Genomic DNA, 22,004 nt, shown 5'->3' on the forward strand with positions numbered 1-22,004 from the left:
CACGATCCGACATGACTCACTCACTCCGACTCTTCTCGATGCTGAGACAAGTCAGCCTCCCCACGGGCCGACGGCTTACTGGGCTGCTGGAATTCGGGTGAGGCGATGTGAAGATTCTGTGGAACCGACATCGGGGCACGCACGTGATCTAGCAAACACAGTGACCCCAGCATAACGGATTTTCAGATTACGAGTAGATATTTTGTGATTATTTCTTTTATTAACCGTCTTCACGTTTTCTACATAAAAAAAGGCCGGACAATTTGTCCGGCCTTTCTCACAACTTTCGAGCCGGGCAGCTCAGCCGACCTGAACTTCATCGGCCTGCAGGCCCTTCTGGCCCTGCACGACCTTGAAGGTCACCTTCTGGCCTTCGGCCAGGCTCTTGAAGCCATTGCCCTGAATCGCGCGGAAATGCACGAATACATCCGGGCCATTGTCGCGGCTGATGAAGCCGAAACCCTTGGCATCGTTGAACCACTTGACAGTACCGGTCTGACGATCAGACATGAAACACTCCTAAAGGTATACAGACTTAGCCCAGCGCATCCGTAGATGTAGAGCCGAGCGACTTACTGGTGTGCTAAGGAAACCCTAGGGGTGAGGCGATGAGGCAGATCGCAGATCAGCGGCATCGGGTCACAAAACTCTGGTGACCCTCGGCAAACACAGCGGACGAATGATAGCCCAAGTTTTATCGCTTACGGAATGGACCGATCGGGTCTAAATTAGCTGGATCGTTCTAAATGAGTTCCAGTTCACCGCTTTTCCTTCAGCTTTCTTTTACTCGCAACGGTGTCTAGTGGCCCTGCCGGCTGCCCCGAGTATGCTGCCGGCCAAGCGTCCACCGCCCGCAGGAGCTCGCATGTCTACTTATTCGGCTCGACTTGCCTTGCTGGCACTGGCTACCGGCTTGACGATCGCCGGCTGTGCAGACAACAAGCCAGCCACCCGGCACCCGTCAACGGGCACCGCAAATACCGCTCCTGCCACGGCGCGGGGGCAATTACCCGCAACCGGCCGTCCTCGGACAACAGCAGCGCCAACCGCACCGTCTCAAGCGGTCCAGGCCGACAAGACCGGTATCCCTTCATGCGACGACTATCTGGCGAGCTATGTCGCCTGCCACCGCGCCGCCGCCATCTACTCCCCCGACCAGATCGAAAGCCGATACGAACAGATGCGTCGCAGCCTGCTCGACGATGCCCAGGATCCGGATATGCGCCCGCAACTGAGCACGCGCTGCGCGGCGTTATCCAATCAACTGCGTCAGGTGCTGGCCGGCAAACCCTGCAGCAGCGCCAGCACCGCTCCTGCGGGCCCCTGAGCCAGCCTGGAACACCCATCAGGACCTGCTGTTTCAAACATCGGCAAGCATGCGCCGTAAAGCCGCTGCAAACGCCGCAGGACGTGAGCGCGCCACCTTCACCTTCGGCGTGCCGTGCCAATGAGCGGTTGCCGCGATCGCCCGGGCCAACTCGCCGAGCAGGCGCTCTTCCGGTTCCACACCCGGCTCCAGGTAAACCGATTTGATCTCGAACATGCCATCGGCGCGATGCGCCTTTGCATCCAGGCGGCCGACCAGGCGTCCTCGATGCAAAATAGGCAGCACGTAGTAGCCGTACTTTCGCTTGGCCGGCGGCGTATAACATTCGATGGTGTATTCGAAATCGAACATGGTCAGCACACGCGTTCGATCCCACACGAGCGGATCGAACGGCGACAACAGCGTGGTATGAGTCGCACGCAATCTTCCTTGTGCGGCCAGCGCAAGTAACGGAGCATGGTCGCGGTGCACATAGCCCGGGGAACGCCACGTGTCGACCTTTACTTCGATCAATTCCCCGCCTGCGCACAAGGCAGCCAGTTCGCGATCGGTGACCTGCGGCCGTAAGCGATAATAGTCGGCAATCCAGCGCGCCTGCGTGACGCCCAATGCCCGCACGGTGTCGACAATGAAACGCTTGCGCAACTCATCGTGCGCCAAGGCAACAGTTGTCGTATCGAAAGGCGGTTGCAGCTTGCCAAGCACACGTTCGGCCAGGTCGTAGACACGCTGAAAGCGCTCGCGCCGCGTCACCATCAATTCGCCCAATGCGAACCACGCTTCGAGCCAACGCTTCTCGGGTTTCCACGACCACCAGCCTGCCGCCCCCTGAGGCCGCTCGCTCGTTGAAAAATCGGCCGTGCGCATGGCGTCATGCGCACGGATATGGGCAAGCACTTCCTCCATGCCGGCGCGATGCTCACGCTGCATGCGCTCGGCCTGTTTGTGCGCCCAATGCATACTTCGCTGAGCGCGCCAATCGCGATGCAGAACGATGTCAGCCGCGGGTATGAAACATGCCTCATGCGCCCAGGTTTCGACGATTCGCCCCTGTTCCAACGCATCATCCAGCCATTGGGGCACGTAAGCGCCAAGGCGCGAATGCAGCACCATGTAAGGACTACGCGCAATCACGTGAATGCTGTCGATCTGCAGCAGCCGCATGCGCTCGATCGCGGCAACCACGTCAGCGGGACGTGCACGGCGCGATGGCGCCTTGAGCAAGCCCTGTGCAGCCAATTGCAGGCAACGCGCTTGCTGCATGCGCAAGATGACAACCTCTTCAGCCTCTTCAGCTGAAGGCCGATGCAACGCTAACGATGACTTCACATGACCTCGATGCGGTTATTGTGTCTGCGTTTAACGGACGCTCCTTGTCGATACGCCGCATGCACTTTCGATAGGTCAGCATGAGCGCACTCTTCCACCCGCCAATGATTCTGGCATGGAGTGACCGATGAAACATACGAAGCTTTTTCTATCGATCGTAGCGATCGGTTCCCTGCAATATGCGTGCGCGCTGTGGGCGCAAGACCAGACCATGCCGCAACAGCCTCCGCAACCGCAGCCGCAATCCCAGCCGATGACACCGCCACCGCCACCGCAACAAGGGCAAGCGGTGATGCCGCCGCCTCCGCCGCCAGGCTCGACCGATCCGCAGCAGATGCAGGATCAGGCGACTCCACCGCCGCCGCCGGGCACGCAACCCATGCCGCAGCCGGCACCTCAACCAGGGCAGGCCTCGGCGCAAACAGCGACAGACAAGGGTGTGCAAGTGACAGTGAATTCCTCGATGCCACCTGCCCCACCCGCCGGTCCGGCCCCGAGCTTCGAACAGTTGTCCAACGGCGGCAAGTCGATCAGCGAGTCCCAGGCCTCGGCTTATCCGCTGCTGGCTAACGACTTCAAGTACGCCGATCGCAACCGCGACGGCCGGATCAGCAAGAGCGAATACGAAGCCTGGTCCAAGAACCCTTGATTTCCGCAACAAACCGACTCATCGAAAGCGCCGGTCGATCCGGCGCTTTTTTTGTTGCTCCCGGGCAATCGCAGGCTAAACTCCGCACTTTGTTGCGACCTAATCGAAAGGAGGTCCCGGTGAAGCGGACGTTCGCCATAGCCACTGGCCTGCTGCTGGCCTCTGCCGTCGCCGTGTCCCACGCACAGAACCCCAATCCGCTCGATATCCGTGCATGCACCGCCATCGAGAGCGACGCGCAGCGATTGGCCTGCTACGACCACGCGACCGGTCGCGACAATCTTCCTGTAGCGCAGAAACGCAAGGACAGCAGCACCCAGGCGCCGAGCGTATTTACCAACGACACGAATAATCGCCGCACCGCCGTCATCGGCAACAGCGAAGTGGCCAAACCATTATCGCTGCTCGACTCGCGCTGGGAGCTCTCGCCCGGCAGCAAGCTGGGCACCTTCAACATCCGCGGATACAAGCCTGTCTATGTCCTGCCGGTCTTCGCAACCAGCAACCAGAACGATCAACCGCGCAGCCCCAATCCCGACAATACCGTCACCACGCCGCAGTCGTTACAGAATGTCGAAGCGAAGTTCCAGCTGAGCCTGAAGACCAAGATCTGGCAGGACTTGTTCGGTGACAACGGCGATCTGTGGATCGGCTATACCCAGTCCTCGCGCTGGCAGGTCTACAACGCGGCGATTTCGCGCCCGTTCCGAGAGACCAACTACGAGCCCGAGGCAATATTGATGTTCAACACCGATTATTCGGTCTTGGGATGGAATGGCCGCCTGGCGGGTATCGGACTCGATCACGAATCCAATGGACGCTCCAACCCGCTCTCGCGCAGTTGGAACCGCGTGATTGCCGATTTCGGCTTCGAACGAGACGATTGGGCCGTGATGTTTCGGCCTTGGTGGCGCATTCCGGAAAGCAGCAAAACCGACGACAACCCGGATATCAGCGACTATATGGGCCGCATGGATATGCAGATCGTTCACGAATGGAACGGCCAGGAATTCGGCCTGATGCTCCGCCACTCGCTGCGCGGCGGCAGTCGCAGCCACGGCGCCGGGCAATTCAGCTGGAGCTTTCCGATTGCCGGCAATCTGCGCGGCTATATGGAGCTCTTCAAGGGGTATGGCGAGAGCATGATCGACTACAACCACAATGCGACGTATTTGGGATTGGGGGTGTCGTTGCTGGATTGGTACTGATGGTTTAAGGAGTGGCTGCAGAGGCCAATGAGCGTAAAGTCTCGTCTGCGCATTTCTCTTACTTCTCACTTCTCTGCATTCGCTTCTCTCCCGAGAGGCCCGGCTCGCGCCGGGCCTCGGTTGCATCAATGGTGATGGCCGCCTTCGCCATGCACATGACCATGCTCGCGCTCTTCCTCGGTCGATTCGCGAACACTCGTCACTTCGATCGCGAAATGCAGTGTCTGACCGGCCAACGGATGATTGCCGTCGATGTGCACCTTGTCGTCATCGACCCTGGTCACGGTCACGTTGATCACGCCCTGCGGACCGCGCCCCTGAAACTGCATGCCGGGCTGGATATCGGTCACGCCCTGGAAGGCGTCGCGCGGCACTTCCTGCACCAGCTCTTCGTGGCGCTCGCCATAGCCCTCCGCGGCGGCAACGTCGACCTTGAACTGGTCGCCGGCCCTCCGGCCTTCCATCGCCTTCTCCAGCCCCGGCACGATCTGCCCGCTGCCCTGCAGATAAGTCAGCGGTTCGCGGCCATCGGAGCTGTCGACGACCTGACCCTGACCGTCAGTCAACGTGTAGTGGAAGGAAACGACACTGTGGTTGGCAATCTGCATGATGTTCTCGTAGAAATGTCCTGAAATCCCGGCTTAGCGAGAGCCGAGGCGGACGACAAGGGTAACAGAGGCTGGCGTGACGATCGTGCAGTACGCTGGACGATCTGAAATACTGGCGGGCATGAACGGATGCTCCAGCCTGTGTCGCCTTGTTGTTCTGACGGTCATCGTCTCGGCGGTGGCGAAACCGGCCGCTGCGGAGCAAGCCCCTACCGTACAGCCCGTATCGCTAGGCGCGAAAATCGACACTTTCATCGCCCAACCGCGCTTTGCCGCAGCGCGTTGGGGTATCGCCGTCGCGTCGCTCGATAGCGGCCGAGTGCTTTACGTACATAATGCCGACCGGCTGTTCCAGCCAGCTTCCACGACCAAGCTGTTTACCGCCGCAGTCGCCCTGAGCACCCTGGGGCCCGATTACCGCATACCTACCCAGGTGCTGGCCAAGGAGCCGATCCAGAACGGCAAACTCGATGGATCGCTATGGCTGTATGGCATGGGCGACCCGACACTGGGCGCCGATCCTTCCACGGCAGCCTGGGCCGACAACCTGGCCGGGCAACTGGCCGCACGAGGTCTGCGCAAGGTCAGCGGCGACCTTGTTGCCGACGACACCTATTTCCAGTCGCCCCCGATGGGCTCGGGATGGGAAGCGATCGACCTGCAGAGCTGGTTTGGCATGCCGACCTCGGCACTCAGCGTGGACGACAATCTGGTGGATATCGCCATCCGGCCCGGCCGCCGCGCCGGCATGCCGGCGCTTGTCGCATTCGATCAGACCGATGCCGCACCCGTACTGGCCAATACCATGGTCACGGGCGAGCCGCGCACACGCAACGATATCAACCTCTATCGAGCGCCAGGCAGCGATACCTTGCATGCTTTCGGCAACATCGCCGCCGGGGCCTCCATGCTGCGCTACAAACTCGCCATGGTCGATCCTGCCCGCGTCGCCGGCCAACGCCTGCTCAAGGCGCTCGCGCGCCAAGGCATCCACGTCGAGGGCAAGCTGCACGTCTTGCATTGGCCAGAACCAAGCCAGCGCGATGGCGCGGTCGCGGTGGCGCAAGTGCAGTCGCCGAGCGTAGCCGACATCCTGCGCCAGGGGCTGAAGCGCTCGCAGAATCTCTATATGCAGAACCTGCTGCTGATCAGCGGCGCTCATGCGCAGGATCAAGCGATGAGCGAACCGGCGCCGCCGAAGGGCTTCCTTACCACGGAAGCCTGGGGCATCCGCGCCATGCGCGCTCTGCTCGATCGAATCGGCGTACCCGCGCATGCGAGTCTCATCGAGGAGGGATCCGGCTTGTCTCGCCGCGACCTGGCTACACCCGAGGCCATCGTCCGCGTGCTGAGTTTTCTGGCCGCCCAACCCTATGCGCAGCAGGTCTACGACGCGATGCCGCTGGCCGGTGTAGACGGTACCTTGCAATGGCGCATGCACAAGACACCCGCTGAAAACAATGTACGCGCCAAGACAGGCAGCATGAGCCTGGTGCATTGCCTGGCCGGCTACGTCACCGCCGCCTCCGGCGAACGACTGGCATTCGCGATCATGCTCAACAACTATCAGCCGCCGGAAGGTGCGCCGTCGGCAAGCCGCGACGTCGACGCCATTGCCACGATGCTGGCCGAACCGACGAGTGCGCCGTAAAACTACGCCGGCTCCCTCATCTCCCTTCGGCGATATCGCGCTCGATCTTCTCCGGCGTATCGGTCGGCGCGTAGCGCCTGACTACCTCGCCCCGGTCGTCGATCAGGAACTTGGTGAAATTCCACTTGATCGCCTCGCTGCCCAGGATGCCCTTGCCTTCCTTTTTCAGCCAGCGATAGAGCGGATGAGTGTTTTCGCCATTGACTTCGATCTTGGCGAACATCGGGAAGCTGACGTCATAGCTGGTCGAGCAGAAATTCTTGATCTCGGCCTCATCGCCGGGCTCCTGGTGCCCGAACTGATCGCAGGGGAAACCCAGCACCGCTACGCCCTTATCGCGATATTTGCGCCACAAGGCCTCCAGCCCCGTGTATTGCGGGGTAAAGCCGCACTTGGAAGCCACATTGACGATCAGCAGGGTCTTGCCGCGCCATTCGGCCAACGAACGCTCGTTACCGTCGATGTCGCGGGCGGAAAAGTCGTAAACGGAAGCCATGTCTTGAGCACTCCTTGGGGACCGGAAAACACAGTTTACGCCAGCCCAACCCGCCACGCCCGGCCGCCGGCTGGCATAATGCCTCCTTCGACTTCCTCGCCCGGGCCCCACCGTGATTCGCTTCGTCGATGTCCATAAGTCCTATCGTGTCGACGGCAAGGACATTTCCGCATTACAACCGTTCAACCTGGATATCGTCGATGGCGAGGTATTCGGCATCATCGGTCATTCCGGCGCCGGCAAATCGACGCTTATACGGCTTATCAACCTGCTCGAACGCCCCAGCGGCGGGCGCATCCTGATCGACGATGTCGATCTGACGGCATTGGACGACGCAGCGCTGCGTGCACAACGCCGCCGCACCGGCATGATCTTTCAGCACTTCAATCTACTGTCTTCGCAGACAGTTGCCGACAATATCGCCTTTCCGCTACGCCTGGCCGGCGAGCGCGACCAAAACGCGATCCGGCGACGCGTCGATGAATTGCTGGAGCGCGTGGGCCTGACAGCACACGCCAACAAATACCCGTCGCAGCTTTCGGGTGGCCAGAAACAGCGTGTCGGCATTGCCCGCGCGCTGGCTAACCGCCCCTCTATCCTGCTCTGCGACGAAGCGACCAGCGCACTGGATCCACAGACCACTGCGTCGGTGCTGGAGCTTCTGGCGCAGATCAACCGCGATCTGAAGCTCACGATCGTGTTGATCACGCACGAAATGGATGTCGTACGGCGCGTCTGCGACCGTGTCGCCGTACTCGATGCCGGCCGGATCGTCGAGCACGGCGCCGTAGCGGATGTCTTCCTGCATCCGGAGCACGCCACTACCCGCCGCTTCGTCGACGAAGCCTTGCCGGAAGAGGCCGCCGGTGCCGCCGCACAATATGCCCAGGTACCGGGCCGCATCCTGCGCCTTTCTTTCCGCGGCGAAACGACCTGGTCACCGACGCTGAGCCGGATCGCGCGCGATACCGGTGTGGACTTCAATATCCTGGCCGGCCGCATCGATCGCATCAAAGATCTACCGTACGGCCAACTGACGCTCGCCATGCAAGGAGCCGGTACCGATACCGCACTCGCCTCGCTGCGCGATGCAGGCATCGAAGTAGAGGAGATTGCCCGATGATGCTCGCCCCGGCCTCGCCGCTACAGCAATTGTTCCCGAATATCGACGATTGGGGCGAACTGGGGCACGCCTGTATCGATACCTTGTTGATGCTGGGAGGCTCGCTGCTGTTGACCGTCGCGATCGGCATGCCGCTTGGCGTACTGCTCTACCTGACCGGCAAGGGCCAGCTACGCGAGATGCCCAGGCTTTACGGCGTGCTGTCGCTGACGGTGAATATCCTGCGCTCGATACCCTTCATCATTCTGATGATCGTGCTGATGCCACTGACCTATGTCCTGGTCGGCACCAAGCTGGGCATTCGGGGCGCCATCCCGCCATTGGTGATCGGCGCAGCCCCCTTCTTCGCCCGTCTCGTCGAAACCGCCTTGCGCGAAGTAGAGCGCGGCGTCATCGAGGCCAGCCAGGCCATGGGAGCGACTACCTGGCAAATCGTCCGCCATGTGCTGCTGCCCGAAGCGCGACCAGGCCTTGCCGCCGGCATCACGGTGACCGCGATCGCGCTGGTGGGCTATACCGCCATGGGCGGCGCGATCGGCGCGGGTGGCCTGGGCGACCTGGCCTATCGCTACGGCTACCTGAGCTATAAGTCGGACTACATGGTGGTCACTGTTTTCCTGTTGATTGTGCTCGTGCAGCTCCTGCAAACCATCGGCGACCGCGTGGTGGCCTATTTCAGCCGTCGCTGACCGTAAGATTTTTGCAAACAGCGGTATAGACGGCTACTCTGGTGCGACGCACAAAGGCTGATACTCCATGACCAAGTTCCTCGCTTCCCTGGCGGCCATGCTTCTGCTGGCCGGCTGCTCCTCCGGCTCCGATAGCGGCCATACCCAAACGCTCAGCGTAGCCGCGACCGCAGTACCGCATGCGGAGATCCTCAAGCAGGCCAGGCCGATCCTGGCCAAGGAAGGGATCAACCTGGATATCAAGGTCTTTGCCGATTACGTGCAGCCCAATACCCAGGTGTTGGAAAAAAACGTCGATGTGAACTATTTTCAGAGCAAGCCGTACCTGGACGAGTTCAACCGGCAACATGGCACCAACCTCACCGTTGTCACCGGCGTGCATATCGAGCCCTTCGGTGCCTATTCGCGCAAGATCAAATCGATCGACGAGCTGCCGGACGGCGCTACAGTCAGCCTGCCCAACGACCCGAGCAACGGCGGCCGCGCGCTGCTGCTGATCGCCAAGCACGGACTGATCGTGCTGAAGGACCCGAACAGCCCCATCTCCACGCCCAAAGACGTGATCGCCAATCCGAAGCACCTGAAATTCCGTGAATTGGAAGCGGCAATCCTGCCGCGGACGCTGGACGAGGTAGACCTCGCCCTGATCAATACCAACTATGCGCTGGCCGCCGGCCTCAATCCCGTCAAGGATGCGCTGTTGATCGAAGACAAAGATTCTCCCTACGTCAACGTCCTGGTCAGCCGCGCCGACAACAAGGACGATCCGCGCGTGCAGGCGCTCGCCAAGGCGCTGACCAGCCCGCAGGTCAGGCAGTACATCGAGCAGCAGTACCATGGTGCCGTCTTGCCCGCGTTTTGAGGCCACCGGAACGAGCCGTAAGGCTCAGGCTTTTTGGGGCGAGGAGCGAGGGCGCACGGTCGAGCGGTGCCGCTCACCTTAAGCGCGCGAGAACCTAATCGCAGCCTTGAACCCGCGCGGACTTGCAGCCTCGCTACTCGCTCCTAAAAGCCCACGCGCCCCTACTCGTCAGCAAGCACCGGAATCTCAAATACCTGCCGCAGGTAAGCCACGTAGGCCTCGTCCTCGCACATGTTCTTGCCCGGCGAGTCGCTCAGCTTGGCCACCGGCTGGCCGTTGCAACGAACCATCTTGATGACGATATTCAATGGCGACGGACCCACATCGTTGGTCAGATTGGTCCCCACACCGAAGGCGAGCTGACAGCGTCCGCGAAAGTGCGTATAGAGCTGCATCACCTTCGGGATATCCAGACCGTCGCTGAACACCAGTACCTTGCTGCTCGGGTCGACGCGATTGGCGCGGTAGTGCGCGAGCACGCGCTCTCCCCATTCGAACGGATCGCCCGAATCATGGCGCGTGCCATCGAACAACTTGCAGAAGTACATATCGAAATCGCGCAGGAACGCGCTCAAACCGTAGACGTCGGATAAGGCGATACCGAGATCGCCGCGATACTCTCTGGCCCAGGTCTCCAGCGCGGCCACTTGCGAGTCGCGCAAGCGTGGGCCCAGCGCCTGATGAGCCTGCAGGTATTCATGCGCAAGTGTTCCAAGCGGGCGCAGGCCCAGCCGCCATGCCAACCACACATTGCTGGTACCGGTCAGTTGCTCGCCCAGTCCTTCGCGCAACGTAGCGACTACCTCCCTCTGCCACTCGCGCGAAAAACGGCGGCGCGTGCCGTAATCGGCGATGCGACAACCTTCGTGGCCTGCCGTATCGCGCAGCAAAGCGATCTTCTCATGCAGCCGACGACGCCCCTCGCCCAGATCCAGGCCGGGTTGTGTGTTGCGGAAATAGACTTCGTTGACGATCGCCAGCAAGGGCACTTCAAACAGAATCGTGTGCAGCCACGGACCGACGATGCGAATCTCGATCTCGCCATTTCCTGCCGGCGAAGGTTCGATAGTGACGTACTTGGCGTTGAGCTGGAAAAGGGTGAGAAAGTCGACGAAGTCGCTCTTGATGAAGCGCCAGCTACGCAGGTAGTCCAGCTCCTCTTCGCTGAAGCGAAGGCTGCATAGTGCGGCAAGCTCCGCGCGAATCTCATCGATGTACGGCACCAGATTCACGCCGGGGTTGCGGCATTTGAAACGGTACTCGACCTGTGCCGCCGGATAGTGATGCAACACCACCTGCATCATCGAGAACTTGTACAGGTCGGTATCGAGCAGCGAGTTGATGATCATCGAAGGGGCTTTAGGGACGCAGGCCACGAATTATGATCCGCTCGATCGCCCAGCGCACGCTGTCGCTGAGGTATCCCTGGGCAAAATAAAACCCCGAGGGCCAGGGGAGGGGCCGTCGGGGTTTGTCGGGCCAGGATCCTTGGGGAAGGATAATCCGGCCCCTCAGCAACCGATCGATTGGCTGCTTCGGGTCGCCTCACGGCGATCATGACTCTTAGATGGCGATGCCCTGGGGAAGTTCAAGAGCATATCGGGATAAAACCTTGCTGCGTCAAAACGCCGCGTAGCCAAAGCTCGGGCCTGCAAGCGATTTCGCACTCAACCCAGGCCGTCCGCCCATAAATAAGGCTGGCGCCGCTACAATCAAAGGATAAGACAGGAGATGTCGATGCGTCGTTTGCTACTTGGATGGTGCTTGGCCTGGTTCAGTTTCCATACGGTTGCCGCGGAACTGAAGATCGACCTCGGTCAGGGCGCGCAGACATATCAGACCGCCCAATTGCTGGCCCGGAGCGATGTGCGCACGGTGGAGATTCCTGCCGATGTGGCTTACAAGCGCACGATGCGCTATCGAGCCGTGCCGCTGCGTGCGCTCTTGATTGGCCTCGGTCGGGAAGATCACTTGCAATTCGTCGCCAGCGACGGCTTCGCCGCCGAGATCCCGGCAGCCCTGCTGCTCGACGACCATGGCAGCCAGGCATGGCTCGCCGTCGAACCAGCCGGCCAACCGTGGCCCGCGCTCGCTCCCGGCAAGCCCGGTGCCGGCCCCTTCTACGTCGTCTGGACACACCCCGAGGCTGCGAAGGTCGGACAGGAGCAATGGCCCTATCAAGTCGCGTCCATCCGCAAGCTCGCGGATGTTTCTCAACGCTTTCCGGCGATGCTCCCGGACTCCGCCCTACCCGCCGACAGCCCGGCGCGACGCGGCTATACCGTATTCCAGCGCACTTGCCTGGCCTGCCATACCCTCAATGGTAGCGGCGACGCCAAGCTGGGCCCGGATCTGAATATCCCGCACAACCCTACCGAATACCTTCGCGCCGATCTGCTGCGTGCGTACATTCGCGACCCGCAATCGCTGAGACACTGGCCCCAGGCAAAAATGCCTGGCTTCTCCCGCGATGCATTGTCCGATACCGATCTGGACGATCTGCTGGCCTACTTGAAGCACATGGCCGGTCGAAAAGCCACGCCGCCCTAGGGTTGCTCCGCCCCATGCTTAGCAAGCACCGCAGCGCCGTCCAGCAACTGTTGCAGCGAGGCATGCCGCACCCCGGGCGCTTGATGCGCCATCGTACGCACGGCCGCATAGAACGCAGGCCATTGCGAACCATTGCGGCGAAACAGTTCGGCAAATGCCGGTAGCCAACGGTCATAGATGCCGAACGGCAAAAGACGCGCATTGTTGATCGGCCCTGCAACCCAGGCATCGTAGTCATGGCGGCCGGGCCAACGCTCGTCACGCCACTGCGCGTAACGCTGGCGAAACGCCTCGATTTCGCGCTGCTTGGCGGCATCGAGCGCCTCCGCGTTGCCACCCTGAGCGTAGCGCCTGCGCAGACGTTCACGCAGATCCAACACCAGCCGGGTGAAGTCGTCATCCATCGCGGCACGACTGCCATCCTGCGGCGGCAACCCGCGCGATTGGCGCCATTGCTTGAGTCCTTCGCCCTGCACAAAGCTCGCAAAGGATTCGTTGAATGCGCTGTCGTCTTTGACGTAGATCAGCTGATGAGCCAATTCGTGGAAGATCGTGCTGGCCAGTTCGTCGTCGTCCCAACGCAGCATGCTGCTCAGGATGGGATCGGCAAACCAGCCCAGGGTGGAATAAGCGGCCACGCCACCGACCCAGACATCGTCACCGGCAGCCTGCAGCCGATCGGCCTGCCGCTCTGCCTTGGCCTGCGCGAAATAACCGCGATACGCGACACAGCCGGCGAACGGAAAGCATTGCCGGATCGCTTCGACCGAATACCGAGGCGTGGCGAACACATTCCAGACCACATAGGGCCGATCGAGCGCGACATAACCGGTGTAGCTGCGATTGTCCGGTAGCGCGAGCCGATCCGAAGCAAAGCGCCGTGCCTGCTGCGACAGCAGCAGGCGCTCTCGCATGGCGGGCGTTATGCCTGGTTCGCTCACGACCTGAGCGATCGGCCGCCGATGCAGCACCAATTCCGACTGCCCGCGTGCGACATGGGCGTAATAACCGAGCGTCTGGCAGGCTGACAGCAGCAGACTCACGGTGGCGACCACCGCGAGCCTGACGCGAGCGCTATAACTGGACGATTTTCGCGGCGGCTGAAACATGCCGCCATTGTGCCTGTTCGATCAGCGACCGTGGCCGCCGTGCCAGCCGCCGCTGTGACCGCCACCATGCCAATTGCCGCGGTTGCCGCTCCAGTGCCCGCCACCATGGCCGTACCATCCGCCACGTCCACCGCGCCAATAGCCTGGGCGCCCGTAATAACCACCGCCATACCAGACATTGATGCCAGGGCTGTAGCAACAGCCATAACCGTAATAAGGGTATCCATACCCGCCGTAGTAAGCGTTGTCGTAGACCACCGTGCTGCCGGTGCCGTAGTAGGCATCACCGGCATACGCATTGCTGCGCACATAGCTATAGCCCGGATCGTAGTAACACCCCGACAGCGCCAGCGTGGCACCACACAACAGTAAACCGGCAAGCAAACGTTTCATGACAGACCTCCTGGCCCCCGTAGGTGCCACGCTAGGACTGTTCCGTTGAATGGGTACTGAGCCGTTACAAAGCAAGCTGGCGGGCATTTACCCGCCAGCCATCCAATGCCCGACTCGAGCGCCAGGCCTTCAGCTGCGCCGATTGAGCTCGCCCTGCAAGTGCACCGGTTGGCCCAGCGCCGCATCCTGCGCAGGCGTATCCGCAACATTCTGCGGCGGGTGATTGCTATCGGTCGGATGCGCCTCCTGATCCGCGCCCGGCCAGGACGGCCCCTGGCGCACGCGTTCCTGTTTGGCTTCGAGCAGGGCCTGGATGTGCGCTACGGCCTCTTCCGGACTGATGTGCTTGGGAGCCTTGGGCTTGCGCGGGGAGGCAAGCTTGCGCGTGGCCTTGGGCTGCGGCGTCGGCTTTGCAACGGACGCCGTAGCAGCCTTCTTGGCTGGCGCCTTCGTGACCGCAGTCTTTTTGACCGTGGCTTTCTTCGCGGGCGCCTTCTTCGCTGCTGTCTTTCGGGCTGCTGTTTTCGCAACGGACTTCGTCGCCGTACGCTTTGCCGCCGCACGCTTGGCCGGCGCTTTACGGGTCGCCTTCTTTGCTACGGTCTTCTTGCTCGCGACCTTGCGAGCGGCGCTCTTGACGGTCGACTTGCGCGCGATGGCCTTCTTTGCGGTGCGCTTGGCGGCTGCCTTGCGAACGGTTTTCTTGGCAGCTTTCTTGGTTGCCTTCTTCGCGGCGCCCTTGCGGGGAGCGCCTTTTTTTGCCGCGGACTTCTTCGCGGCCGACTTGCGGGTCGTTGCCATGCGTCTCTACTCCTGCGGTTGAAAGAAAGAACTCGGGCGCGACTCCGCACGCCAGCCCGCTAAGAATTAACACCGACAAGATGTATCCGAAGTGAGCATGACTCTTTTACCTCAAAATCGCGGCCGCATCAGCTGATCGAGGAAAATCGACAACCGCTCGGGCTGCACCATCAGCGTAAATGCCACGCCATACGCTGCGCCCCAGAGGTGTGCACTATGGTTGACGTTGCCCTGCCCGCGCCGATCCATGTAGATCGAATAGATCACATAGAGCACGGCATAAAGGATCGCCGGAATAGGAATGGCGAAATACAGATATAGCTTCGCCCAGGGCTGGAACAGGATCGAAGCGAACAGCACTGCCGAAACGGCCCCCGAAGCGCCGAGGCTGCGGTAATTGGCATTGCCGCGATTGCTCAGATACGTGGGCAGGATCGATACGATCAGGCCGCCCAGATAGAACAGCACGAATCCGAACTGACCCAGCGTATGGGTATAGAAACCCTCCATGACGCGACCGAAGAAAAACAGCGTCAGCATGTTCACGAACAGATGGCCGAAATCGGCGTGAATCGCCCCGTAAGTGACCAGCCGATAGTACTCGCGCTGGCGCTCGATCGCCGGCGGCCAGAGGATCAGGTCGTTCATCAGGCGCTGGTTGTTGAACGCCATGAACGACACCACGCAGGTGATGCCGATAATGATCAGGGTGACCAGCATGCGAACGGCTCCAATAACGGGAAAATCCGCCGCATCTTGACCAGCTCGCTAGCGCTTGTCGACACCTGAGCACTTGCTGCACTGCCATAGCGTGCTTCATCGGACTATCATTCGGCGCTTTAACGCGGCCGGTCGCCGCTTCTGCCCTCCCCACATGTCCCCCATTCGTTATTTGCATCTGGATGTCTTCGCCGGTTCGCTCGGCGGAGGCAATCATCTCGGCGTCGTCACCGACGCTCGCGGTTGGAGCGATGCGCAAATGCAGCGCTTTGCCCGCTGGACCGACCTGGTCGAAACCACCTTCCTGCTGCCGCCGAGCCAACCCGACGCCAGTTACCGGGTCCGCATCTTCACGCCGCACAAGGAAATCCCCTTTGCCGGCCACCCAAGCATCGGCAGCGCGCACGCCGTGCTGGAAACCGGTCTGGCCAAGCCGCTGGATGGCCTCTTATGGCAGGAATGCGGGGCCGGTGTGCTACCGATCCGCGTCGAAGGGGAAGGTCTCTCGAGACAGTTGCTGTTGAAATCACCGCGCGCGCATGTGGTATCGCAAGGAGCGGACGCGCATCCGTTGCTTTCCGGCGCCCTGTCAGGCATTGGACTGGGCCAATTGCCGCCCGCACTGGTAGAAGGCGGACGACACTGGTGGGTCGCCGAATGTGCCGACGAGGCCAGTCTGCGCGCCTGGCAGCCCGACCACGCCGCCATCGGTGCATTGGCCCAAGCGACGGGCAGCCTCGGCGTCTGCGTCTTCGCCCGCAGTGAGCGGCCGGACTACCAATTAGTCGTGCGCGCCCTGCCCGCTGGCGTAGGCATCGTCGAAGATCCAGCGTCCGGTGCGGCCAATGGCTTGATCGGCGCGTACATCGCTCACGCCGAACCCGACGGCCCGCTCGCGCGGGGCTATGTCGTCAGTCAGGGACGCGAAATCGGCTACAACGCGCAATTGCTGGTGCGTATCGACGGCGGCGTATGGGTCGGTGGCCGCACGCACACCGTGATCGATGGCCAGCTTCGCTGGAGCCTGACCTGACGTGACCGCCGACACGCAGATCTGGGTGGATGCGGATGCCTGTCCCGGCGTCATCAAGGAGATCCTGTTCCGTGCCGCCGAGCGCGAACAGACGCAGGTGACGCTCGTCGCCAATCAGTGGCTGCGTACGCCGCCATCGCGCTTTGTGCGCGCGGTGCAGGTGCCGTCAGGGTTGGACGTGGCAGACAACGAAATCGTGCAACGTGCGAACCCTGGCGATCTGGTGGTCACGCAGGACATACCGCTGGCCGCGGCAGTGATCGCCAAGGGAGCTTTGGCGATAAATCCGCGCGGTGAACTCTACACCGTCGAAACCATCGCGCAGCGCCTGTCCATGCGCAACTTCATGGATGAGCTGCGCGGTGCCGGCATCGACACCGGCGGGCCGGCGGCATTTCATCCACGCGACCGGCAGGCTTTTGCCAATCAGCTCGATGCGTGGTTGATGCGCCGCAAGCGGGGCGCAGGCTGAACGCCGCTCGCTTCGTGTTTTGCGTGGCTTTGGGGGAATGAAGGGCTCTTGCGATGCGTCAGCGAGCAGTTCCTTCGAGATTCGCCCGGCGCGCCGCCACCTGCGAAAGCGCTGAAATATCCAACGCTTCATCGCCCTGCGCCAATGCCTCGAGCAAGGTATCGCGCAGTACCCCGGCAAACGGCAGCGGCACTCGCCTCGATGTGCCCGCTTCGAGCGCCAGACCAACATCCTTGAGCGTCAGCGGCAAGGCAAAACCCGCCGGCTTGAAACGCTCTTCGACAATCAGCTTGCCATAGCCCTGATAGACCGGCGAGGCAAACAGTGTATTGGTCATGATGTCGAGAAAGTCGGCCGCACTGACGCCATAGGCGCGGGTCAGCGTACTGGCCTCGGCCATGCTTTCCACGGCCGTCACCAGCATGAAATTGCCGGCGATCTTGACGATATTCGCCCGCTCCGGCGTTTCGCCCAACGGCCACACTTTCGTTCCCATCGCCTCCAGCAAAGGCTGCACTTTTTGCACGTCGCCCGGCTTGCCGGCGGCCAGGATATTGAGCTTGCCTGCGGCGGCCACATCCGGCCGACCGAACACCGGTGCCGATACGTAGCCCAGGCCGCGCCGGGCGTGCTCCTCGGCCAGGACTCGAGCCAGTTCCACCGAAATCGTCGCGTGGTTGACATGTACCGTGCCGGGATCCATCGCGTCGAGCAAACCGCCGTCGAGCAGCACCTCGCGCACGGCCTTGTCGTTGGCCAGCATGCTCATCAGCACCTCGCCCTGCGCCGCACGCTCGGGCGTACCGGCAGCCTTCGCCCCGAGCGATACCAGCGGCGCGGTGGCATCCGGCGACCGGTTCCATACCGTGACCGCATGCCCCGCCTTCACCAGATTGCTTGCCATCGCCGCGCCCATCGCGCCCAGGCCAATAAATCCGACTTTCATACGCGCACCTCCGTTAGATCAGCTGAAATCAAGTCAAGCATGAGGGTTGTTTAGGTCAGGCAAAAGTCCGAATCAGGCCGCCTCGCCCGCCGCATGTCCCGAGGCCCACGCCCATTGGAAGTTGTAGCCGCCGAGCCAGCCAGTGACGTCGACCGCTTCGCCGATGAAAAACAAACCCGGAACCTGCTTCGATTGCATGGTGCTGGAAGAAATTCCATCGGTATCGACGCCTCCCAATGTGACCTCCGCCGTTCGATAGCCCTCTGTACCGCTGGCGACGATCGGCCAGTCGTGCAGTTGCTCGCCTAGCGCACGCAATTCATGAGGCTGCCATTGCCGCATCGGCCGGTTGCCGAGCCAGCGCTCGCACAAGCGCTGCGCCAGACGCCGCGGTAACAGGTCACCCAGTACATTTCTCAATTCGCCGGCCGGCCGCGCTTCGCGCTGACCGATCAACCATGCCGCGGCATCCTCATCGGGCGAGAAGTCGATGCGCAGATCGTCGCCCGGCTGCCAGTAGGACGAAATCTGCAGGATCGCCGGTCCGCTGATACCACGATGCGTAAACAGCATGCCGGCCCGGAAACTGCGTTTGCCCACACGAGCCTCGGCCATCGGCAAAGCAAGGCCGGCGAGGTCCTGGTAATGCTCCTGATGCTTGCCACTGAGCGTGAGCGGCACTAATCCGGCGCGCGTGGGCAACACCTGATGGCCGAACTGACGCGCCAACTCATAGGCGAAGCCCGTGGCCCCCATGCTGGGAATCGACAATCCGCCGGTAGCCACCACCAACGACTTGGCGTGCACTACGCCGCGCGCGGTCAGCACGGCAAAACCTTCCTCGCCATGCCGAACCTGCTCCACGCCGCAGCTGGTTTCGACGCGCGCACCGGCCGCCGCGCACTCGTCCAGCAGCATGCGCACGATCTGCTTGGACGATTCGTTGCAAAACAGCTGGCCCAGTTCTTTCTCGTGGTAGGCGATGCGGTGCCTTTCCACCATGGCGATGAAATCGGCGGGTGTATAGCGCGCCAGCGCCGACTTGGCAAAATGCGGATTTGCCGAAAGGTACTGCGCGGGTGTCACGCCCAGATTGGTGAAATTGCAGCGGCCGCCACCGGACATCAGGATTTTCTTGCCCGGCTTGTTGGCGTGATCGAGCACCAGCACGCTGCGACCGCGATACGCTGCCGTCATCGCGCACATCAGGCCGGCCGCACCTGCGCCAAGAATCGCCACATCCACTTTCACTGGGTACGCCGCCTTCGGACCGCTTAAAACCCCATTATCCGCCAGTCATCGGCTTATCGCTTACACTGCGTCTTCGATTTCTTTGCAGGACCTACCGCCATGCCTTCTTTTGACGTAGTTTCCGAGGTCGACAAGCACGAGCTGACCAATGCTGTCGACCAGGCCAATCGCGAACTTTCCACGCGCTTCGACTTCAAGGGCACCGACGCCAAGTTCGAGCTGGACAAGTTCGTCATCACGCAATCGGCGCCCAGCGAGTTCCAGCTTCAGCAGATGCTGGATATCCTGCGCGCCCGCCTGAGCGCCCGGAAGATCGATATCCGCGCGCTGGACGTAGCCGATCCGGAAACCAACCTGGCCGGCTCGCGCCAGGCGATCACGGTCAAACAAGGCATCGAGCAGGCAATCGCCAAAAAGTTGGTCGCCACACTCAAGGAAGCGAAACTGAAGGTAGAAGCGCAGATCAATGGCGACAAGTTGCGCGTGACAGGCAAGAAGCGCGACGACCTGCAGTTAGCGATGGCGATATTGAAGCAGGCGAAGGTCGAGCTGCCGTTGCAGTTCGACAATTTCCGGGATTGACGCAGATAAGGCCGCCCGCCGCGCAGGCGGCCTGCTCGCCTACGCTTGCCCTGCCACCACATTCACCGTCAAAGCGATGATGAACACGTTGAAGAAAAACGCGATTACGCTGTGCAACAGCGCGACGCGGCGCAAGTAGCGGCTGGTGATCTGCACGTCGGAGACCTGGAAGCACATACCGATAACGATGGCGAAATAAGCAAAGTCCCAGTAGTCCGGCTCCGGAGTCTGCGGAAATTCCAGGCCTTCGTGTTTCTTGCCGAAATTACCGTAGTAACCATGCGCGTAGTGCATGGCGAACATGGTGTTCATGAACAGCCAGGTAAGCACGACGCTAACCGACGAAAGCACGATCGGCGCAATGCCACCGCTCTTGCCCGCGTGGAGTTCATTGCCGAGCGCCACCATGACCACCGCAGCGAGCACGATGCCACTCCATAAAAACCCCCAGCGGCCGCTGTCCTGCGCGCGCGCCTGCGAGCGCATCTGTGTAGGGCTGGCCTTGTTGAACAACCAGGCCACCATGCTGAGAAACGCCAGCGCTCCGACATCGAACCCCAGCAGCAAAGCCAGCGGGGGCCGTATGCCGGAGCTGTAGAGCAAGATGGTCACGACGACGAAGATCAAGGCCGACGTCATCATGCGGGGACGCGCGCGTACCGCATGAAAAGGGCGCCAGCGGTAACGACGCTTGGCAGGCGTGCTCATGCCGGATTTTTCATGCCGGGCCCCTGGCGGGGGCCTTCTACGATCGACGATGAATGACTCAAGCACACACTCCCTACCTGCCACCCACGGCAGACCTGCACGCATCATAGCGTCAAGCGCGCAGATCGCCGTATTCGGGGTGACGCCGCATCCAGGCGTCCGCGTAAGAACATGCGGGAACGACTTTCCAGCCTTCGCGACGTGCAGTATCCATCGCGGTGCGGGTAAGGTCTGCGGCAATGCCGCGACCGCCCACGGCCTGCGGTACCACGGTGTGGGTTACCGTCATGACTTGTCGATCCAGCAGATAGTCGAGCACGCAAGCGATGCCATCGACGTGCGTTTCGAAACGATGGCGACTGGGATCGTGATGGATGGCTGGGGACATGGTGGCTTTTCTCTTCCATGCGGCAGGCGCGCCTATAGGATAGGTCATGGGCGCGCCAATCCGACGTGAAAAGCCGAGGCCCGTCAACCGTTGGCGACCTTGCGCTCAGCCGACGCGCGGCGCGCTCGGACCGCCTGGGCCAGACGTTCGAGAAGACGCTCGGAACGGTCCCAATCCAGGCAACCATCGGTAATGCTCTGGCCGTAAATCAGTGGCTGTCCCGGCACGAGGGCTTGATGGCCGCCGACCAGATGACTCTCGACCATGACGCCGATGATCCGCGTCTCACCAGCTTCGAGTTGACCGGCGATATTCTCGGCGACGTTCGGCTGGTTTTCCGGTTGCTTGCCGCTGTTGGCATGGCTCATGTCGATCATCAACCGCGGCTCGATCCCTGCCTTGGCCATGGCGACGCAAGCGGCCTGCACACTGGCCGCGTCATAGTTGGGTGCATGACCGCCGCGCAGGATCACGTGGCAATCGGCGTTGCCGCTGGTAGCGGCGATAGCGACCCCGCCCTGCTTGGTGACGGCGAGAAAATGATGCGGCTGCGATGCTGCCTGCACCGCGTCCACGGCGATCTTCACGCTGCCGTCGGTGCCATTTTTGAAACCCACCGGGCAGGACAACCCGGAGGCCAATTCACGATGCACCTGGCTCTCGGTGGTACGCGCACCGATCGCGCCCCAGGCGACGAGGTCGGCGGTGTACTGGGGCGTGATCATGTCGAGGAACTCGCAGCCGGCAGGCAAGCCCAACTCGTTGATGTTCCGCAGCAAGCCGCGGGCCATGCGCAACCCTTTGTCTATACGAAAGCTGCCATCGAGGTCCGGATCGTTGATCAGCCCTTTCCAACCCACGGTCGTACGCGGCTTCTCGAAATACACGCGCATGACGATCTCCAGTGCATCGGCATAGCGATCGCGCTGCTGCTTGAGGCGTTGCGCATATTCCAGCGCGGCGGTCGGATCGTGGATGGAGCATGGGCCTATGACAACGGCCAGGCGGTCGTCATCGCCCTGCAAGATGCGGTGCAAAGACACACGTGCCTCGCTGACCGCGGTCGCTGCCAGCTCGCTCAAGGGGAGTTCGCCGATAACGTCGGCGGG

25 protein-coding genes are annotated in these 22,004 nt (G+C 61.5%); 11 read left to right on the forward strand and 14 right to left on the reverse strand.

What is annotated here, in order from left to right; genetic code table 11:
* Positions 1–300: 300 nt before the first annotated feature.
* Positions 301–510, reverse strand: a complete 210-nt coding sequence (locus VIM98_RS07195) for a cold-shock protein (RefSeq protein WP_331992421.1) — start codon at positions 508–510, stop codon at positions 301–303.
* Positions 511–865: 355 nt separating this feature from the next.
* On the opposite strand from VIM98_RS07195, the gene VIM98_RS07200 reads away from it, so the two are divergent.
* Positions 866–1,327: a hypothetical protein gene (locus tag VIM98_RS07200; RefSeq protein WP_331992422.1), complete on the forward strand. Its 462-nt coding sequence runs from the start codon at positions 866–868 to the stop codon at positions 1,325–1,327.
* A gap of 33 nt (positions 1,328–1,360) precedes the next feature.
* On the opposite strand, the gene VIM98_RS07205 is transcribed toward VIM98_RS07200, so the two are convergent.
* Positions 1,361–2,590, reverse strand: a complete 1,230-nt coding sequence (locus VIM98_RS07205) for a winged helix-turn-helix domain-containing protein (protein ID WP_331992444.1) — start codon at positions 2,588–2,590, stop codon at positions 1,361–1,363.
* A gap of 193 nt (positions 2,591–2,783) precedes the next feature.
* On the opposite strand from VIM98_RS07205, the gene VIM98_RS07210 reads away from it, so the two are divergent.
* Positions 2,784–3,305: an EF-hand domain-containing protein gene (locus tag VIM98_RS07210; protein WP_331992423.1), complete on the forward strand. Its 522-nt coding sequence runs from the start codon at positions 2,784–2,786 to the stop codon at positions 3,303–3,305.
* Positions 3,306–3,424: 119 nt separating this feature from the next.
* The gene (locus VIM98_RS07215) at positions 3,425–4,513 is read left to right on the forward strand and encodes a phospholipase A (RefSeq protein WP_331992424.1); all 1,089 of its coding nucleotides are present in this window, start codon (positions 3,425–3,427) and stop codon (positions 4,511–4,513) included.
* Between the two features lie 125 nt (positions 4,514–4,638).
* Here the strand turns inward: VIM98_RS07215 and VIM98_RS07220 are convergent, their stop codons facing one another.
* Positions 4,639–5,121 (reverse strand): peptidylprolyl isomerase, encoded by a 483-nt coding sequence (locus VIM98_RS07220; RefSeq protein ID WP_331992425.1) that lies wholly within the window; start codon positions 5,119–5,121, stop codon positions 4,639–4,641.
* A 76-nt stretch (positions 5,122–5,197) separates the two neighbouring features.
* Between VIM98_RS07220 and dacB the strand changes: the two genes are divergently transcribed.
* On the forward strand, positions 5,198–6,772 hold the full coding sequence (gene dacB, locus VIM98_RS07225) for a D-alanyl-D-alanine carboxypeptidase/D-alanyl-D-alanine endopeptidase (RefSeq protein ID WP_331992426.1): 1,575 nt from the start codon (positions 5,198–5,200) through the stop codon (positions 6,770–6,772).
* Between the two features lie 16 nt (positions 6,773–6,788).
* Here the strand turns inward: dacB and VIM98_RS07230 are convergent, their stop codons facing one another.
* Entirely contained in the window at positions 6,789–7,268 is a 480-nt protein-coding gene (locus tag VIM98_RS07230; protein WP_331992427.1) for a glutathione peroxidase, read from the reverse strand.
* 112 nt (positions 7,269–7,380) lie between these two features.
* On the opposite strand from VIM98_RS07230, the gene VIM98_RS07235 reads away from it, so the two are divergent.
* From VIM98_RS07235 to VIM98_RS07245, 3 genes are all read left to right on the forward strand, one after another.
* Positions 7,381–8,391 carry a methionine ABC transporter ATP-binding protein gene (locus VIM98_RS07235; protein WP_331992428.1) on the forward strand — a complete coding sequence of 337 codons (1,011 nt, stop codon included), beginning with the start codon at positions 7,381–7,383 and terminating at the stop codon, positions 8,389–8,391.
* Entirely contained in the window at positions 8,388–9,080 is a 693-nt protein-coding gene (locus VIM98_RS07240) for a methionine ABC transporter permease (RefSeq protein WP_331992429.1), read from the forward strand. Before VIM98_RS07235 ends, VIM98_RS07240 begins: the two co-directional genes overlap by 4 nt.
* Before the next feature lie 67 nt (positions 9,081–9,147).
* Complete coding sequence (locus VIM98_RS07245) at positions 9,148–9,942, forward strand: MetQ/NlpA family ABC transporter substrate-binding protein (RefSeq protein ID WP_331992430.1); 795 nt, start codon at positions 9,148–9,150, stop codon at positions 9,940–9,942.
* A 161-nt stretch (positions 9,943–10,103) separates the two neighbouring features.
* On the opposite strand, the gene pncB is transcribed toward VIM98_RS07245, so the two are convergent.
* The gene (pncB, locus tag VIM98_RS07250; protein WP_331992431.1) at positions 10,104–11,291 is read right to left on the reverse strand and encodes a nicotinate phosphoribosyltransferase; all 1,188 of its coding nucleotides are present in this window, start codon (positions 11,289–11,291) and stop codon (positions 10,104–10,106) included.
* Positions 11,292–11,679: 388 nt separating this feature from the next.
* Here pncB and VIM98_RS07255 point away from each other — a divergent pair, with 388 nt between their 5' ends.
* Complete coding sequence (locus VIM98_RS07255) at positions 11,680–12,492, forward strand: cytochrome c (protein ID WP_331992432.1); 813 nt, start codon at positions 11,680–11,682, stop codon at positions 12,490–12,492.
* On the opposite strand, the gene VIM98_RS07260 is transcribed toward VIM98_RS07255, so the two are convergent.
* The 4 genes from VIM98_RS07260 to VIM98_RS07275 all read right to left on the reverse strand — a co-directional run bounded on the left by VIM98_RS07260 (position 12,489) and on the right by VIM98_RS07275 (position 15,512).
* A complete protein-coding gene (locus VIM98_RS07260; protein ID WP_331992433.1) occupies positions 12,489–13,601 on the reverse strand; it encodes an aminopeptidase in 1,113 nt (370 codons plus the stop codon). The two genes, VIM98_RS07255 and VIM98_RS07260, sit on opposite strands and share 4 nt — an antisense overlap.
* Before the next feature lie 21 nt (positions 13,602–13,622).
* Complete coding sequence (locus VIM98_RS07265; RefSeq protein ID WP_331992434.1) at positions 13,623–13,994, reverse strand: hypothetical protein; 372 nt, start codon at positions 13,992–13,994, stop codon at positions 13,623–13,625.
* A 129-nt stretch (positions 13,995–14,123) separates the two neighbouring features.
* Positions 14,124–14,795, reverse strand: coding sequence for a histone H1-like repetitive region-containing protein (locus VIM98_RS07270; protein WP_331992435.1), 672 nt, complete (start codon positions 14,793–14,795; stop codon positions 14,124–14,126).
* Positions 14,796–14,906: 111 nt separating this feature from the next.
* A complete protein-coding gene (locus tag VIM98_RS07275; RefSeq protein ID WP_331992445.1) occupies positions 14,907–15,512 on the reverse strand; it encodes a rhomboid family intramembrane serine protease in 606 nt (201 codons plus the stop codon).
* A 157-nt stretch (positions 15,513–15,669) separates the two neighbouring features.
* On the opposite strand from VIM98_RS07275, the gene VIM98_RS07280 reads away from it, so the two are divergent.
* Both VIM98_RS07280 and VIM98_RS07285 read left to right on the forward strand, forming a co-directional pair.
* Entirely contained in the window at positions 15,670–16,548 is an 879-nt protein-coding gene (locus tag VIM98_RS07280) for a PhzF family phenazine biosynthesis protein (RefSeq protein ID WP_331992436.1), read from the forward strand.
* A 1-nt stretch (position 16,549) separates the two neighbouring features.
* The gene (locus VIM98_RS07285; protein WP_331992437.1) at positions 16,550–17,020 is read left to right on the forward strand and encodes a YaiI/YqxD family protein; all 471 of its coding nucleotides are present in this window, start codon (positions 16,550–16,552) and stop codon (positions 17,018–17,020) included.
* A 58-nt stretch (positions 17,021–17,078) separates the two neighbouring features.
* On the opposite strand, the gene VIM98_RS07290 is transcribed toward VIM98_RS07285, so the two are convergent.
* Both VIM98_RS07290 and VIM98_RS07295 read right to left on the reverse strand, forming a co-directional pair.
* Positions 17,079–17,966, reverse strand: coding sequence for an NAD(P)-dependent oxidoreductase (locus tag VIM98_RS07290; RefSeq protein ID WP_331992438.1), 888 nt, complete (start codon positions 17,964–17,966; stop codon positions 17,079–17,081).
* A gap of 72 nt (positions 17,967–18,038) precedes the next feature.
* A complete protein-coding gene (locus VIM98_RS07295) occupies positions 18,039–19,217 on the reverse strand; it encodes an NAD(P)/FAD-dependent oxidoreductase (RefSeq protein ID WP_331992439.1) in 1,179 nt (392 codons plus the stop codon).
* Positions 19,218–19,316: 99 nt separating this feature from the next.
* On the opposite strand from VIM98_RS07295, the gene VIM98_RS07300 reads away from it, so the two are divergent.
* Complete coding sequence (locus VIM98_RS07300; RefSeq protein WP_331992440.1) at positions 19,317–19,799, forward strand: YajQ family cyclic di-GMP-binding protein; 483 nt, start codon at positions 19,317–19,319, stop codon at positions 19,797–19,799.
* A gap of 39 nt (positions 19,800–19,838) precedes the next feature.
* Here the strand turns inward: VIM98_RS07300 and VIM98_RS07305 are convergent, their stop codons facing one another.
* The 3 genes from VIM98_RS07305 to VIM98_RS07315 all read right to left on the reverse strand — a co-directional run.
* A complete protein-coding gene (locus tag VIM98_RS07305; protein ID WP_331992441.1) occupies positions 19,839–20,507 on the reverse strand; it encodes a DUF1345 domain-containing protein in 669 nt (222 codons plus the stop codon).
* Between the two features lie 112 nt (positions 20,508–20,619).
* Positions 20,620–20,895 (reverse strand): GNAT family N-acetyltransferase, encoded by a 276-nt coding sequence (locus VIM98_RS07310; protein WP_331992442.1) that lies wholly within the window; start codon positions 20,893–20,895, stop codon positions 20,620–20,622.
* An 83-nt stretch (positions 20,896–20,978) separates the two neighbouring features.
* A partial coding sequence (locus VIM98_RS07315) for a 3-deoxy-7-phosphoheptulonate synthase (protein ID WP_331992443.1) occupies positions 20,979–22,004 on the reverse strand: 1,026 nt, incomplete at its 5' end.

Origin of the sequence: Dyella sp. (genome assembly GCF_036568765.1) — a bacterium.
Lineage (GTDB): Bacteria > Pseudomonadota > Gammaproteobacteria > Xanthomonadales > Rhodanobacteraceae > GSA-30.